The 13,944-nt window shown below is 67.9% G+C and carries 11 protein-coding genes; 4 read left to right on the top strand and 7 right to left on the bottom strand.

The genetic code is table 11. From position 1 onward, the window contains the following. Positions 1-50: 50 nt before the first annotated feature. Genes rsmA through RXV79_RS24410 form a run of 3 tightly spaced genes read right to left on the bottom strand, consistent with a single transcriptional unit; the run spans position 51 to position 4,467 of the window. Positions 51-815 carry a 16S rRNA (adenine(1518)-N(6)/adenine(1519)-N(6))-dimethyltransferase RsmA gene (gene rsmA, locus RXV79_RS24420; RefSeq protein WP_316700703.1) on the bottom strand — a complete coding sequence of 255 codons (765 nt, stop codon included), beginning with the start codon at positions 813-815 and terminating at the stop codon, positions 51-53. 15 nt (positions 816-830) lie between these two features. Next, positions 831-2,144: a peptidylprolyl isomerase gene (locus RXV79_RS24415; RefSeq protein ID WP_316700702.1), complete on the bottom strand. Its 1,314-nt coding sequence runs from the start codon at positions 2,142-2,144 to the stop codon at positions 831-833. 7 nt (positions 2,145-2,151) lie between these two features. Continuing rightward, the gene (locus RXV79_RS24410; protein WP_316700701.1) at positions 2,152-4,467 is read right to left on the bottom strand and encodes an LPS-assembly protein LptD; all 2,316 of its coding nucleotides are present in this window, start codon (positions 4,465-4,467) and stop codon (positions 2,152-2,154) included. A 171-nt stretch (positions 4,468-4,638) separates the two neighbouring features. Here RXV79_RS24410 and RXV79_RS24405 point away from each other — a divergent pair, with 171 nt between their 5' ends. Then, entirely contained in the window at positions 4,639-5,709 is a 1,071-nt protein-coding gene (locus RXV79_RS24405; RefSeq protein ID WP_316700700.1) for an aminoglycoside phosphotransferase family protein, read from the top strand. 7 nt (positions 5,710-5,716) lie between these two features. Here RXV79_RS24405 and RXV79_RS24400 read toward each other — a convergent pair whose 3' ends face one another. Continuing rightward, positions 5,717-6,691: a LysR family transcriptional regulator gene (locus tag RXV79_RS24400; RefSeq protein ID WP_316700699.1), complete on the bottom strand. Its 975-nt coding sequence runs from the start codon at positions 6,689-6,691 to the stop codon at positions 5,717-5,719. Between the two features lie 220 nt (positions 6,692-6,911). Here RXV79_RS24400 and RXV79_RS24395 point away from each other — a divergent pair, with 220 nt between their 5' ends. From RXV79_RS24395 to RXV79_RS24385, 3 genes are all read left to right on the top strand, one after another. Further along, entirely contained in the window at positions 6,912-7,334 is a 423-nt protein-coding gene (locus RXV79_RS24395; RefSeq protein ID WP_316700698.1) for a DUF4148 domain-containing protein, read from the top strand. A 54-nt stretch (positions 7,335-7,388) separates the two neighbouring features. Next, a complete protein-coding gene (locus tag RXV79_RS24390) occupies positions 7,389-7,808 on the top strand; it encodes a DUF4148 domain-containing protein (RefSeq protein WP_316700696.1) in 420 nt (139 codons plus the stop codon). Between the two features lie 68 nt (positions 7,809-7,876). Beyond that, entirely contained in the window at positions 7,877-9,553 is a 1,677-nt protein-coding gene (locus RXV79_RS24385) for an NAD(P)/FAD-dependent oxidoreductase (RefSeq protein WP_316700693.1), read from the top strand. Here RXV79_RS24385 and RXV79_RS24380 read toward each other — a convergent pair. The 3 genes from RXV79_RS24380 to RXV79_RS24370 all read right to left on the bottom strand — a co-directional run bounded on the left by RXV79_RS24380 (position 9,545) and on the right by RXV79_RS24370 (position 13,931). Next, complete coding sequence (locus tag RXV79_RS24380) at positions 9,545-10,855, bottom strand: amidohydrolase (protein WP_316700692.1); 1,311 nt, start codon at positions 10,853-10,855, stop codon at positions 9,545-9,547. The genes RXV79_RS24385 and RXV79_RS24380 overlap by 9 nt on opposite strands. A 78-nt stretch (positions 10,856-10,933) precedes the next feature. Continuing rightward, the gene (locus tag RXV79_RS24375; protein WP_316700691.1) at positions 10,934-12,409 is read right to left on the bottom strand and encodes a M20 family metallopeptidase; all 1,476 of its coding nucleotides are present in this window, start codon (positions 12,407-12,409) and stop codon (positions 10,934-10,936) included. An 88-nt stretch (positions 12,410-12,497) separates the two neighbouring features. Continuing rightward, positions 12,498-13,931, bottom strand: a complete 1,434-nt coding sequence (locus RXV79_RS24370; protein ID WP_316700689.1) for an aldehyde dehydrogenase family protein — start codon at positions 13,929-13,931, stop codon at positions 12,498-12,500. Between the last annotated feature and the right edge of the window lie 13 nt (positions 13,932-13,944).

Below are 13,944 nucleotides of genomic sequence, written 5' to 3'. Positions count from 1 at the left end.
AGCTGACAAGCGCAGCGTGTTCCACGAAAGAGCGGCTTCGGCCGCTCTTTTCATTTGCGGCTCAGGGCGTGTGCGAGGGCCAGGTACTCCGCCACCGGGACTTCCTCGGCCCGACGCTGCGTGTCGAAGTAGCCCCCAAAGCCACGCTCCGTGAGCCAGCGCCCGAGGGTGTGGCGCAGCAGCTTGCGGCGCTGCGAGAAGGCCACGGTCACCAGTTCACCCAGCAGGGCGGCGTCCAGTCCGTCAGGGCTCGGCAAGGGCACCATGCGCACCACCGCCGAATCCACGCGCGGGGGCGGGTCGAAGGCTTCGGGCGGCACATCGAGCACCGATTCGATGGCGTAGCGCCATTGCAGCATCACCGACAGGCGGCCGAAGTCCTTGCTGCCTGGCGCGGCCGCCATGCGGTCGACCACTTCCTTCTGCAGCATGAAGTGCTGGTCGAGCACGTGCTCCACCGATTCGAGCAGGTGGAAGAGGATGGGTGTGGAGATGTTGTAGGGCAGATTGCCGACGACACGCAGTTTCTGACCAGCCTGCTGGGCCAACGCCGTGAAGTCGACCTTCAGCACATCGGACTCGACCACGGTGAGCTCCGCACGCTTGCGCAGCCGGGCCGCGAGGTCACGGTCCAGTTCGACGACGGTCAGGTGCTTGCTGCGCGCGACCAGCGGGTCGGTCATCGCGCCGAGGCCGGGCCCGATCTCCACCAAGGCTTCGCCAGGCTGCGGGTCGATGGCATCGACGATGCTGTCGATCACCGACAGATCGGCAAGAAAATGCTGGCCGAATCTCTTGCGGGGGATGTGCTTCAAACGCGCTCGTGCCGGTTATTGCGGCGGCTCGCGCAGCTCGACATACGCCCGCGCACGCAGGTCGCGCACCCACTCTGTGTAGGCTTCCTCGAACTTCTGCTCGCGCAGCGCACTGCGGGCTTGTTCCCGCTGCTGCTTCGCATCGAGCGTGACCTTGCGGCGCTCCATCACCTGGATCAGGTGCACGCCGAAGCGCGAGATCACCGGGTCGGACAGCCCACTGATCGGCAGCGCGTTCATCGCCTCTTCGAACTCGGGCACAAAGTTGCCGGGCGAGACCCAGCCGAGGTCGCCGCCCTGGGCCGCACTGCCGTCTTCGGAGTTGTCGCGTGCGATCTGCTCAAACGTGCGCGTGCCGGCCGCGATCTGTCGCTTGAACTCTTGCAGGCGGCGAATGGCGGCTTCCTGGCTCAGCTGGGCCGAGGGCCGCAGCAGCACGTGGCGCGCGCGCGTCTGCGTGACGGTGAAGGCGCCAGTTTCGGTGCGCGACAGCACCTTGAGCACATGGAAGCCTGCCGAGCTGCGCAGCAGCGTGGGCGTGAACTCGCCCGCCTTCAGCGTGCGCACCGCGTCAACGAAGATGTCGGGCAGCTGGCTCGCCGGGCGTGGGCCGATCTCGCCGCCTTTTGCGCGGTTGGTGTCTTCCGAGATCTCGCGAGCCACCGCATCGAAGGCTTCCCCCTTGCGCAGACGCTCGAGCGCGGCTTCGGCGCGCGCGCGGCGCTCTTCGACCACCTTGGCAGGCGCGTTCTCGGGCACGACCACCAGCACCTGCGCCAGGTTGTATTCGGTCGAGCTGCCGGCCGCGGCGCGTTGCTTGTCGAGCCAGGCGTCAATGTCGGAGTCACTGATGCGGATGCGCTGCTGCACCTCGCGCTCGCGCGTGCGCTCGACCAGCAGCTGGTCGCGGATGTTCTTGCGAAAGCGTGCGTAGTCGATGCCCTCACGGCGCAGACGCTCGCGCAGCTGTTGCGGGGTGAGCTGGTTCTGCGCGGCCACGTTGGTCATCGCACGCTCGACCTCGGCGTCGTCGAGGCGCATGCCGCTGTCGCGGGCATTCGTGATGATCACCCGCTCGTCGATCAGCGCGTTCAACACTTCCTGCTTCAGCTCGTCATCCGGCGGCAGCGGGGTGTTGCTGCGGCGCGCGTTCTCGCGCACCTGCGCGAGGCGTTGCTGCAGCTCGGCGGCGGTGACCAGCTCCTGGTTGACGATGGCGACGATGTAGTCGGCCGTGCGCGGGGCGCTGCGCTGGGCGTGGGCGGGCATCCCGGCTGCGAGCGTGAGCGACAGCAGGGCGATGAAGGGCCAGTGGCGGATCGTGGTCATGGGGGATTCAGGGTGCGGTCGGCGAGGAGGCCTCGGTGGGCGCGTCGTCGCGCAGCAGGCGGTAGCCGGGGATATTGTCCTTCAAGACCTTCAGCGGGTTGGTGCCCAGGCGCGACAGGCCGACGAACTCGATTTCGAAGCCGAGTTGTGTCGTCGCATCCTGGCGGCTGGTGGATACCCGCTTGGCCACCACGCGCCCGATCCAGCAGCCGGCGTCGTATTCGAAGCCGAGCACCGAGTCGGTCACACGGCGCTCGCGCAGGCTGTAGTTGACGCGGCCCACGCTGTACCAGGCGCCAGAGCACTGCTGCTGGCCCTCCGTGCTGCGCTTGCCGGATCGGACCTGACCATAGACTGGCCACTGCCAGCCGAGTTCAGCCTGTTCACTTTCATCGCGCTTGAAGCGGTAGGCGGTGTAGAGCGTGCGATAGGGCCCGGGCGAGTAGCGTGCGCTCAACAGCGAGCGTGTGGTGCGCGAAAACTCGGGGCTGTACTGCACGCCGGCGTCAAGGGTCCACTGCGGCCAGAAGCTGGTCGAGCCCATCAGCAGCAGGTCGGAGACGCTCTGCGTGTTGACCTTCGTTTCATCGAGATCGGTCGTGACCCGCTGGTCCGAGAGCAGGAAGCGCTGTGCGATGCCGACCCGAAGCGCTTCGGCGCCGGTCTGCGCATCGAGCATGCGGGTGGTCACGCCGGCGGTCACCTGGTGGTAGTCGGACACGCGGTCGACGCCCGAGAACCCGTTGTCGCTGTAGATCGAATCGAAATTGAAGTCGCGCGCGGCGGTATCGAACTTGGGCAGGCCTTTCTGGTCGCGGTACGGTGTCTTCACGTAGTAGAGGCGGGGCTCCAGGGTCTGGTGCATGTCGCGCCCGAACCAGGTGGCATCGCGCTCGAGCACCCAGGCGCTGTCGAGGCTGAAGGTCGGGATGGTGCGGCTGAACTGCCGCCGTCCGTTGAACTCACCTTGGGTGAGCGGCTTGTCGAGGTGGTAGGACGCGGCGTTGAACGAGAACTTGGGCACCAACGACCAGCTTGGCGTGACCAGCGGCAAGCTCAGCGAGCCCACCGTGTGCCAGCGGTCGCCGGGAATGCGGTCGGTCTTGATGCGATCGTCCGATGTGATGTCATTCGGGTTCGTGAAGCGGTTGAATTCCGTTTCCATGCCGAACTCGAAACCGCCCGGCAGCCGTTGCGTGCCGCGCAGCCCCACCTGCGGATAGCGGTCGTACGGCGCTTCGATGGGGTTGACCTTGTCCTGCAGGATCTGCCAGCGCAACACCCGCGCGTAGGTCTTCCAGTTTCCGAACACCGGCGCCTGCACCTGCGCATCCCCCGTCAGCAGCCGCGGCAGCAGGCTCGGGTAGTCGCCGGGGAAGTCCTTCCAGTACTCGTTGTCGGAGACGCGGGTCACGTCAGCCTTGTAGAAGCCGTTGCCGAGGAAGTTGCCCTCGTGCAGGTAGCCGAGCGAGTCGCGGCTGTGGCCGGTCAGGCGGTCGTTGGGCAGCGTGAAGAAGGTCAGGGACCCTTCGTCGCTTCGCTCCAGGTAGCGGAACTGGGTGCCGAGCGCGACGCCGCGTTTGGCAAACACCGTCGGCGTGAGCGTGGCGTCGCGGTTGGGTGCGATGTTCCAGTAGTAGGGCACCGAGAGCTGCAAGCCGCTCTTGTTGTCGACGCTGGTGGTGGGCGGCAACCAGCCCGACTTGCGCGCGTCGGTGAGCGGGAAGCTCAGCACCGGGGCAGCCAGGATGGGCACGCCGTAGAAGCGCAGCACCGCGCCTTCGGCAATGCCTTCGTTGTTGGCCAGGTCCATGCGCACGCGGCGTGTCTGCAGCAGCCAGGCCGGCTCGCCGCTGCCGTCGCGTGGGCAGCTGGTGTAGTTGCCATCGGTGGCCAGCGCCACATCCTTGCCCATGAAGTCCAGGCGCGAGGCGCTGCCCCCGGCCTGCGTGCGCGAGAAGAAATAGGTGGGGTTGACGAAATACCCCTCGTAGGTGCCCAGCTTCAGTTGCAACTCGGGCCCGCTGTAGACGTTGCCGTCGCGCGAGATGCGCACGTTGCCGAAGGCGCGGGCGGTGTCGGTGGCCTGGTCGTAGCTGAGCCGGTCGGCGCGGATCTCGAGCGGGCCCTGGCGCAGCTTGGCATCGCCTTCGGCCACGGCGTCGAGGTCGGGCCGCGCACGAACCTCCTGGGCTTCGACGATGACCGGCGCCTTCTCCGCCGCAGCGGGCGCGGTCTGGGCCCATGCCGAAGGCCAGGCACCGACAGCCAGGCAGGCCGCAGCGGCGATGGCGTGGTGGCGATGTCGAGGGAGGTGGTGCAATGGACGAGGCGAGGAGAGCGAGGAGATCGTGCGTGGGGGCGGGTCAAGCGCTGCGGCCTGCCCCTGGCGGCATCGAGGCCACCCGCAAGGGTCGATTTGTAGAATCGATTATCGACGAGGGATGAAGGCATCCAGCCCTCAATTCCCCTAGCCCGCCGCCTGCTTCCCCCTATGGTCACCACCTCCACTACCGCCGCCATCGCGTGGCCCGACGACGACCGCCGCGAGCGCTTCGACCGCTGGCTCGCGACCGCCGCCCAGCGCCACGGCTTCGACCCGCAGAGCCTGCGCGCCGCGAGTGCCGATGCGAGCTTCCGGCGCTATTTCCGCGTCGATGGCGCAGGCCGCTCCTTCATCGTGATGGACGCGCCGCCGCCGCAGGAAGACGTGCGCCCCTTCATCGCCATTGCCTCGATGTTCGAATCGGCCGGCCTCAATGCGCCGCGCGTGCTCGAGCAAGACGCCGAGCATGGCTTCCTGCTGCTGAGCGACCTCGGCTCGCAGCTCTACCTGCAAGCCCTGCAACAGGCGCAGGCCACCGGCGACCTGAGCGGCGCCGCCTCGCTGATGCGCGACGCGACCGTCGCCCTCGTGCAGTGGCAAAGCCGCGCCGATGCGCGCGGCCTGCCGCCGTATGACGACGCACTGCTGCGCCGCGAGCTGCAGCTCTTTCCCGACTGGTGCGTGGCCCAGGAATATGGCGTCACCTGGACGGCCGAGCAGCAGTCCCGCTGGCAGAAGGTGTGCGACCTGCTGGTGGCCAGCGCGCTCGCGCAACCCACGGTCGCCGTGCACCGCGACTACATGCCGCGCAACCTGATGATCTGCACGCCCGAGGCCGGCAACCCCGGCATCCTCGACTTCCAGGACGCGGTGCGCGGGCCCATCAGCTACGACATGGCCAGCCTGCTGCGCGACGCCTTCATCTCATGGGAAGAAGAGCAGGAGATCGACTGGGCGGTGCGCTACTGGCAGCAGGCGAAGAAAGCCTCGTTGCCCGTGCCCGAGGATTTCGGCGACTTCTGGCGCCAGCTCGAATGGATGGGCCTGCAACGCCACCTCAAGGTGCTCGGCATCTTCTGCCGCCTGAAGCACCGCGACGGCAAGCCGAACTACAGCAAGGACCTGCCGCGCTTTTTCCGCTACGCCCACAAGGTGGCGGTGCGCTACAACGGCCTCGGGCCGCTCGCGCACCTGCTCGAACCCTTGATGGGCACCGCCCGCAGCGACGCCTTCTACTGACGCGCGGTCACTGCAGCAGGCTGCGCTGCTCCGGCATCGCCACCTGCTGCGGGCAGGTCTCGCAGCCGGCCGCCTGCAGCCACGGGTCGTGCTCGCGCCCGCCGAAGGTCTGCACCAGGAAATCGATGAACGCGCGGGTGCGCGCCGGCACGTACTTGCGCGTCGGCATCGCGGCGTAGAGACGCAGCGTCAGCACGCGCCATTCGGGCAGCACGCGTTCGAGCGCGTGTTCGAGCAGGGCATCTTCGACCACGTAGGACGGCAGCCCCGAGATCCCCATGCTGGCCAGCGCCGCGGCGTACATCGTGTCGCTGTGGGTGGTCGACAGCGCCGGCCGCGCCGGCACCAGCGTCACCGATTCGCCCGCCGGCTCGTCGTCGCCCCACGGGCCGCGGTGAAAGGTGATCTCGCGGGCGAAGCTCGGCAGCATCGCCTCGTGGTGGTGCAACTCGTTCGGGTGTTCGGGGCGCCCTCGGCGATCGAGGTAGTCGGGTGAGGCGCAGGTGATGACCTCGGACCGCGCCAGCAGACGCGCCACGAAATCGCCATCCAGCGGCTGCCGGCCGACCTGGATGATGCTCACGTCGTAGTTCTCGTCGACCGTCTCCACCGGGCCGGGTGCGGCCAACTCCAGCGTCACCTTCGGGTACTGCTCGCGAAAGCGCGGCAGGTGCTTGGCGATCTGGTGCACCGCGAACGCGGGCGGCGCCAGCACCCGCAGGTGGCCGCGCGGCTCGGAGGTGGCCGCGCTCGCCAGCGCCTCTGCCTCTTCCACCTCGGTGAGGATCTGCCGCACCCGCTCGAGGTACAGCTCGCCGATGTCGGTGAGCGCCAGTCGGCGCGTGGTGCGGTTGATGAGGCGGGCGCCCAGGTGCTCTTCCAAATCGGCCACCAGGCGGGTCACCACCGCGGCCGACAGGTTCAGCTGGCGCGCCGCGCCGGCAAAGCTGCCTTCTTCGATCACCCGGGAAAACACCCGCATGGAGTGGAGTCTGTCCATCGCTTACATCCCAATCGTTTCGTTTTTAGCAATGCGCCGTTTGAGGATAGGCCATTTATTGATGGTTTGGCAATGTCTACAGTTCGCTCCATCGATGAGCCGATTTGACTAACACGACTCACCGAGGCAGGACAAGACGGGGAACCCTAGCCCGCCATGCCCGAAACGTCAAAACCTCTGTCAATCAACTGAAGGAATCATCATGAACCGCAAGCAAGCCCTCACCGCCGCCGCCATCGCCCTCCTCGGCTCTTCTGCCGCTTTCGCGCAAAGCAGCGAGATCGATCTGCAGTACTTCGGCCAGAACCAGGCCTCGACCGTGAGCCGTGCCGCCGTGCGCGCCGAGGTGCTGTCGGCCCAGGCCAAGGGTGAACTGGCCATCCCCGGCGAAGTGATCGCCGCTGCCGTGCCGGCCGCTGCCCAGAGCCCGTTCGCCACCCGCGTGACCCGCGCCCAGGTCAAGGCCGAACTGGCCGGTGCCGACCTGGTGACGCCGCCTGAAGTCGCGGCCTGGAAGGCCCCCGCCAATTCCGGCCTGAGCCGCGAGGCCGTGCGTGCCGAAGCGCGTGCCCAGGCCCGCGTCGACACCTACCAGGACAAGGGTCGTATCGGCGCCGGCTACTGAGCCGCCACCTCGACCACATCGAACCGCATTGAACCGAACACAGGAGAAATCACCATGAACCGCAAGCACGTCATCGCCCTCGCGCTCGCCGCCGTCGGCTCCACCGCCTTCGCCCAGAGCACCGAACTCGACCTGCAGCACTTCGGTGCCTCGCAGCCCAGCACCGTCACCCGCGCCGCCGTGCGCGCCGAGGTGATCAAGGCGCGCGCCAATGGCGAGAACCTGGTGCCTGCCGAAGCCGACGTCGCCGGCCTGTTCCAGAAGGCCCCGGCCGCCAGCACCGTGACGCGCGCCGACCGCCGCGCCGAAGTGCTGCAGGCCCGCCAGGACGGCACGCTGCAGCGCCTGAACGAAGTCGACGTCGGCGCCACGCCGGTCGCCTCGACCCGCAGCCGTGATGAGGTCCGCAAGGAAGCCATCGCCGCGACCCGCGCCGGCCAGTCCGCCCGCGGTGCTGTGGGCGCCGGCCACTGAGCTGCGCTCACCAGCATGAAGAAGCCGCCTCCGGGCGGCTTTCTTTTTGCCTGCGGGACAATCGCCGGATGCTCCGTATCACCGAACTGCGACTGCCCTTGGACCACCCCGAAGAGGCGCTGCGCCCGGCCGTCGTGCAACGCCTGGGGATCGCGGACGCGGCCCTGCAGTCGTTCACGGTCTTCAAGCGCAGCTACGACGCGCGCAAGAAGAGTGCGATCCAGCTCATCTACACGCTCGACTGCGCGCTGGCCGATGAGGCCGCGGTGTTGGCGCGTTTCCAGGGCGATCCGCACATCCGCCCCACGCCCGACACGCGCTACAAGTTCCTCGGCCATGCGCCGGCCGACTTTGCCGCGCATGTTCACGAAGGGGGCGAGAAGCGCCCGCTCGTCATCGGCTTCGGCCCCTGCGGGATCTTCGCCGCGCTGATCCTCGCGCAGATGGGTCTGCGCCCCATCGTGCTCGAGCGTGGCAAGGAGGTGCGCCAGCGCACGCAGGACACCTGGGGCCTGTGGCGCCGGCGTGAGTTGAACCCCGAGTCGAATGTGCAGTTCGGCGAGGGCGGTGCCGGCACCTTCTCCGACGGCAAGCTCTACAGCCAGATCAGCGACCCGCGCCACCTCACGCGCAAGGTGCTCACCGAGTTCGTGAAGGCCGGTGCGCCGGAAGAGATCCTCTTCGTCAGCAAGCCTCACATCGGCACCTTCCGCCTGGTCAGCATGGTCGAGAAGATCCGCGCCGACATCGAGGCCCTCGGCGGCGAGATCCGTTTCCAGCAACGGGTGATCGACCTGCACATCGACGGCGGGCAGGTGCGCGGTGTCACGCTGGCTTCGGGCGAGCAGATCGACAGCGAGCACGTGGTGCTCGCCCTCGGCCACAGCGCACGCGACACCTTCGCGATGCTGCAGCAGCGCGGCGTCTACATGGAAGCCAAGCCCTTCTCGGTGGGCTTTCGCATCGAGCACCCGCAAAGCCTGATCGACAAGGCCCGCTTCGGGCCCAACGCGGGCAACCCCATCCTCGGCGCGGCCGACTACAAGCTCGTGCACCACGCGAAGAATGGCCGCTCGGTCTACAGCTTCTGCATGTGCCCGGGGGGCACCGTCGTGGCCGCGACGTCCGAGCCCGAGCGTGTGGTGACCAACGGCATGAGCCAGTATTCGCGCAACGAGCGCAACGCGAACGCCGGCATCGTGGTCGGCATCTCGCCGCAGGACTACCGGCAAGACCCGGGCGATGGGCCGGTCAACCCCCTCGACGGCATCGCCTTCCAGCGCCAGCTCGAATCGCGCGCGTTCACGCTCGGCGACCGCGCCTATGGCGCGCCCGGCCAGTTGGTGGGCGACTTCATCAAAGGCCAGGCCTCCAAGGTGTTGGGCCGTGTCGAGCCGTCCTATAAGCCGGGTGTGCACCTCACCGACCTCGGCGCCCCGGGCAATGAGAGCCTGCCCGACTACGCCATCCATGCGATCCGCGAGGCCTTGCCCGCCTTCGAGCGCCAGATCAAAGGCTTCTCGATGCCCGATGCGGTGTTGACCGGCGTGGAGACACGCACCTCATCGCCCTTGCGCATCACGCGCGGCCGCGACTACCAGAGCCTCAACGTCAAGGGCCTGTACCCGGCCGGCGAAGGTGCGGGGTATGCAGGCGGGATCATGTCGGCCGGTGTCGACGGCATCGAGGTGGCCGAGGCCGTCGGTGCGAGCCTCTTGAAGCTTCAGCGCGCAGGCTCAGCGTGACGAGGCGAGGTAGTCCAGCGCCAGCATCGTGAGCGACAACGCTCCGAGCGGCATCGCGTCTTCGTCGAAGTCGAAGTTGGGCGAGTGGTTGGTCGCCGCGTCCATCGGCGTCTTGCCCTTGGGCGGCGCGCCGAGGAAGTAGAACACGCCCGGCACGAGCTTCTGGTACTCGGAGAAATCTTCCGAGGCGCTGATCTTCGGGATCGGCACCGCCTTGCCACCGCTCGCACGCTGCAGCGTCGGCAGCATGGCCTGCATCAGCGGGTCGTCGTTGATGGTCACGCTGTAGGCGTTGGAGCCGAAGCGCACCTCGGCTTTCGCGCCGCTCGCTTCGGCGATCTTCTCGGCGGTGGTCGTGATGCGCTGCTTGGCCTCGGTGCGCATCTCTTCGTCGAAGGTGCGCAGCGTGCCCAGCATCTCCACCTTGTCGGGAATGATGTTCTCGCGGTGGCCGCCGTGGATGGACGCGATGGTCAGCACCACCGGCTCATGGTTGATGTTGAGCTGGCGGCTCACGATGGTCTGCAGGCCGGTGATGACCTGGGCCGCGACGACGATCGGGTCGGTGCCCGTCCACGGCGCGGCGCCGTGCGTCTGCTCGCCGGTGATGGTGATGTGCACCGTGTCGGCGCCGGCCATCATCGGGCCGCTGCGGTAGCCCAGCTGGCCGGCCGCGAGGTTGGGTGAAATGTGCAGGCCGAACACGGCATCGACCTTCGGGTTGTTGAGCACACCGTCGGCGACCATCGCGCGCGCGCCCCACAAAGTCTGCTTGCCGGCGTCTTCGGTCGCCACGCCTTCCTCGGCCGGCTGGAAGATGAACTTCACCGTGCCGGGCAGCTCGGCCCGCAGCGAGGTGAGCACTTCGGCCACCGCCATCAGCATCGCCACATGGCCGTCGTGGCCGCAGGCGTGCATCACCGGCGTGTCCTGCCCGCGGTAGCGGCCGAGGGCCTTCGAGGCGAAGGGCAGGCCGGTGGTTTCGAGCACCGGCAAGGCATCCATGTCGGCACGCAGCGCCACCACCTTGCCGGGGCGTCCGCCCTTGAGCACGCCCACGACGCCGTGGCCGCCCACGCCGGTCTTCACCGTGAGGCCGAGCTGGCGCAGGTGATCGGCCACCAAGCGTGCGGTGCGCACCTCCTGGCCGGAGAGTTCAGGGTGCTGGTGGATGTCGCGCCGCCAGGCGACCATCCTGTCCTGCAACGCGGCCACACGGGGCGCGACCAGCGAGGCGCTGGGTTGTGCCTGCACACTGCTGCACACCGTGGCTGCGATCAGCAGCAAGGCCCACTTCAACATTCAAACGCTCCCGTTGTCTCTCCGTGCGCCTCGACAGGGGCGCACTGGGCGGGCCAGTCTACGAGGCAATGCGAGCGTTCACGGGCAGGCCGCCATCACCTGGGCCACCGCGGCCGTGAGTTTTTTCCCGTAGGGCACGTGCAGGAACTCATTGGGGCCGTGCGCGTTGCTCTTCGGGCCGAGCACGCCGCAGACCATCATCTGCGCCTTGGGGAAGCTCTGTTGCAGGAGGCTCATCAACGGGATGGTGCCGCCCTGGCCGATGTAGCCGCAGGGCGCGCCGTAGTGGGCTTGCGAGGCCGACTGCAACGCGTCTTCGAGCCAGGGCGCGAGGCTCGGCGCGTTCCAGCCGGTGGCACCCGCGGCCCCCGCGCGACCATCGGCGCCGAAGGTGACCTTCGCGTTGTAGGGCGCGTTGTCTTCCAGCAGCAGCTTCAGCTTCTCGGCCGCCTCGTTCGCGTCGACCGTGGGTGGCAGGCGCAGGCTGAGCTTGAACGCGGTGTAGGGGCGCAGCACGTTGCCGGAGCTCTTCCACTCCGGAAAGCCGTCGGCACCCGTCACGCTCAGCGTGGGCCGCCAGGTGCGGTTGAGCAGGGCTTCGAGCGGGTCGGTGGTGGTGGGCAAGGCGGGGCTGCCATCGGCGCCGCAAGCCCAGGGGAAACGCTTCCAGACTTCGTCGCCGAGTATCTTCGCGGTGGCCTTGGCCTGCTCGATGCGGTCGGTCGGGATGGTGCAGTGAAAGCTCTCGGGCAGCAGCCGCCCGGTCTTCGAGTCTTCCAGTCGGTCGAGCACCTGGCGCAGGATGCGGAAGCTCGACGGCACGAGCCCGCTCGAATCGCCCGAGTGCACGCCCTCGGTCAGGATCTCGACGCGCAAGGTGCCGCTCACCATGCCGCGCAGGCTGGTGGTGAGCCACAGCTGGTCGTAGTTGCCGGCGCCACTGTCGAGGCAGACCACCAGCGCCACGTCGCCGAGGCGCGGCTTGAGCGCGTCGATGTACGCAGGCAGGTCGAAGGAGCCGCTTTCCTCGCAGGCCTCGACGAGGCCCACGCAGCGTGGGCGCGGAATGCCCTGCGCATCGAGCGCCTCGATGGCGGTGATGGCGGCGTACACCGCGTAGCCGTCGTCGGCGCCGCCGCGGCCGTAGAGCAGGCCGTCTTCGTACTTGGGCGTCCAGGGGCCGAGGTCGGTGCGCCAGCCGGTGAACTCGGGCTGCTTGTCGAGGTGACCGTACATGAGCACGGTGTCGGTGCTGTCGGATTTCGTCGCCGGCACTTCGAAGAAGATCACCGGCGTGCGGCCCGGCAGGCGCACCACTTCCAGCTTCAGCCCGGCCACTTTGCGGCCTTCGACCCAGCTGGCCGCGTCGCGCACCACCTGGTCGATGAAGCCGTTCTTCTGCCAGTCGGCATCGAACATCGGGCTCTTCGACGGGATGGCGATGTAGTCGGTGAGGGCGGGGACGATGCGTTCGTCCCAGGCGCGGTCGGCGTAGTCGGCGAGGGCGGTCGCTTCGTCGGGCTGGATTGGTTGCAGCGGGTCACGGGCGTTCATGGCGTGCTCCTTGGGGTGCTCGATGCAGTGTAGACAAGCAAAAAGGGCTTGCCTCGCGGCAAGCCCTCTTCGTCGAGTGCAGTAAGGCTCAGGCGCGTTTGAACTGCAGCGACTTCACTTCCAGGAAGTCTTCCAGGCCCCACTTGCCGAACTCACGGCCATTGCCCGACTGCTTGTAGCCACCGAACGGCGCCTGCATGTTGAAGCCACCACCGTTGATGTCGACCATGCCGGTGCGGATCTTCTTCGCCACTTCCTTGGCGCGCTCGTCCGTCGAGGCCCACACGCCGCCCGAGAGGCCGTAGATGCTGTTGTTGGCGATGGCGATGGCCTCGGCTTCGTCCTGATAGGTGAGGATCGACAGCACCGGGCCGAAGACTTCTTCCTGCGCCAGGCGCGAGTCGGGCTTCACGCGGCCAAAGACGGTGGGCTTCACGTAGAAGCCCTTGTTCTCCAGGCCTTCAGGGGCACCCAGCCCGCCGGTCAGCAGCTCGGCGCCTTCGTCGAGGCCGATCTGGATGTATTCCTGCACCGTGTCCTGCTGCGACTTCGAGGCGACGGGGCCCATGACCGTGGTCTCGTCGAAGGGGTCGCCCACCTTGTAGGCGGCGGTCACGGCCACCGCGATCTTCGCCACTTCGGCGTACCTGCTCTCGGGCACCACCATGCGGGTGTGCGCGGTGCAGGTCTGGCCGGCGTTGAGGAAGCAGGCCTGCACCGAGCCCTTGACGGCGGTCACGAGGTCGGCGTCTTCCAGGATGACCGAGGCCGACTTGCCGCCGAGCTCGAGCGCCACGCGCTTGATGGTCTCCGACGCCTGCGCCGAGATGCGGCGGCCGGCGCCAGTGGAGCCGGTGAACGACACCATGTCGACCTCCGGGTGCTTGACCATCGCCTCGCCGACGATCGTGCCGCGGCCGGTGACGAGGTTGAACACGCCCGCCGGCACGCCGGCCTCATGGATGACCTCGGCCAGGATGAAGGCATTGAGCGGCGTCACGTCGGCCGGCTTCAGCACCACGGTGCAGCCGGCGGCGAGTGCGGCCGCGACCTTGGCGCCGATCTGGTGCAGCGGGTAGTTCCACGGCGTGATGGCCGCGACCACGCCCACCGGCTCGCGCACGATGGTCGAGTGGCCGGCTTGCTCTTCCCAGTGGAAGCTCTCGACGAGCTTGGCGTAGTACTTGAAGACGGCGATGGGCGAGCCGGCCTGAATCGGCAGCGACTGCTTGAGCGGCATGCCCATCTCGGAGCTGATGGTCTTGGCGATCTCGCCGGCACGCGCCTTCAGGCCTTCGTGGATCTTGAGCAGGTAGGCGCCACGCTCGGCGGGGGTGAGGGCGGCCCAGGCGTCGAAGGCGCCACGGGCGGCGGCCACCGCGCGGTCCACGTCGGCGGCATTGCCGCGCACGACGCTCGCGATCGCGTCGCCGGTGGCGGGCGAGATCACCGCGCCAGGTGCCTCTTGGCCCAGGCTGGCCACCCACTGGCCGCCGATGTACAGCTTGTCTTTCTGGATCATGGTGTGCTCGCTC

The sequence above is a fragment of the Piscinibacter gummiphilus genome, assembly GCF_032681285.1.
Classification (GTDB): Bacteria; Pseudomonadota; Gammaproteobacteria; order Burkholderiales; family Burkholderiaceae_C; genus Rhizobacter; species Rhizobacter gummiphilus_A.
The sequence above is the reverse complement of the archived record's forward strand: the minus strand, read 5'-3'. Positions and strand labels throughout refer to the sequence as shown.

Coding starts and splice junctions, on each gene's coding strand:
- RXV79_RS24415 (WP_316700702.1), bottom strand. CDS start 2,144: ATGACCACGATCCGCCACTGGCCCTTCATCGCCCTGCTGTCGCTCACG.
- RXV79_RS24405 (WP_316700700.1), top strand. CDS start 4,639: ATGGTCACCACCTCCACTACCGCCGCCATCGCGTGGCCCGACGACGAC.
- RXV79_RS24400 (WP_316700699.1), bottom strand. CDS start 6,691: ATGCGGGTGTTTTCCCGGGTGATCGAAGAAGGCAGCTTTGCCGGCGCG.
- RXV79_RS24395 (WP_316700698.1), top strand. CDS start 6,912: ATGAACCGCAAGCAAGCCCTCACCGCCGCCGCCATCGCCCTCCTCGGC.
- RXV79_RS24390 (WP_316700696.1), top strand. CDS start 7,389: ATGAACCGCAAGCACGTCATCGCCCTCGCGCTCGCCGCCGTCGGCTCC.
- RXV79_RS24385 (WP_316700693.1), top strand. CDS start 7,877: ATGCTCCGTATCACCGAACTGCGACTGCCCTTGGACCACCCCGAAGAG.
- RXV79_RS24380 (WP_316700692.1), bottom strand. CDS start 10,855: ATGTTGAAGTGGGCCTTGCTGCTGATCGCAGCCACGGTGTGCAGCAGT.
- RXV79_RS24375 (WP_316700691.1), bottom strand. CDS start 12,409: ATGAACGCCCGTGACCCGCTGCAACCAATCCAGCCCGACGAAGCGACC.
- RXV79_RS24370 (WP_316700689.1), bottom strand. CDS start 13,931: ATGATCCAGAAAGACAAGCTGTACATCGGCGGCCAGTGGGTGGCCAGC.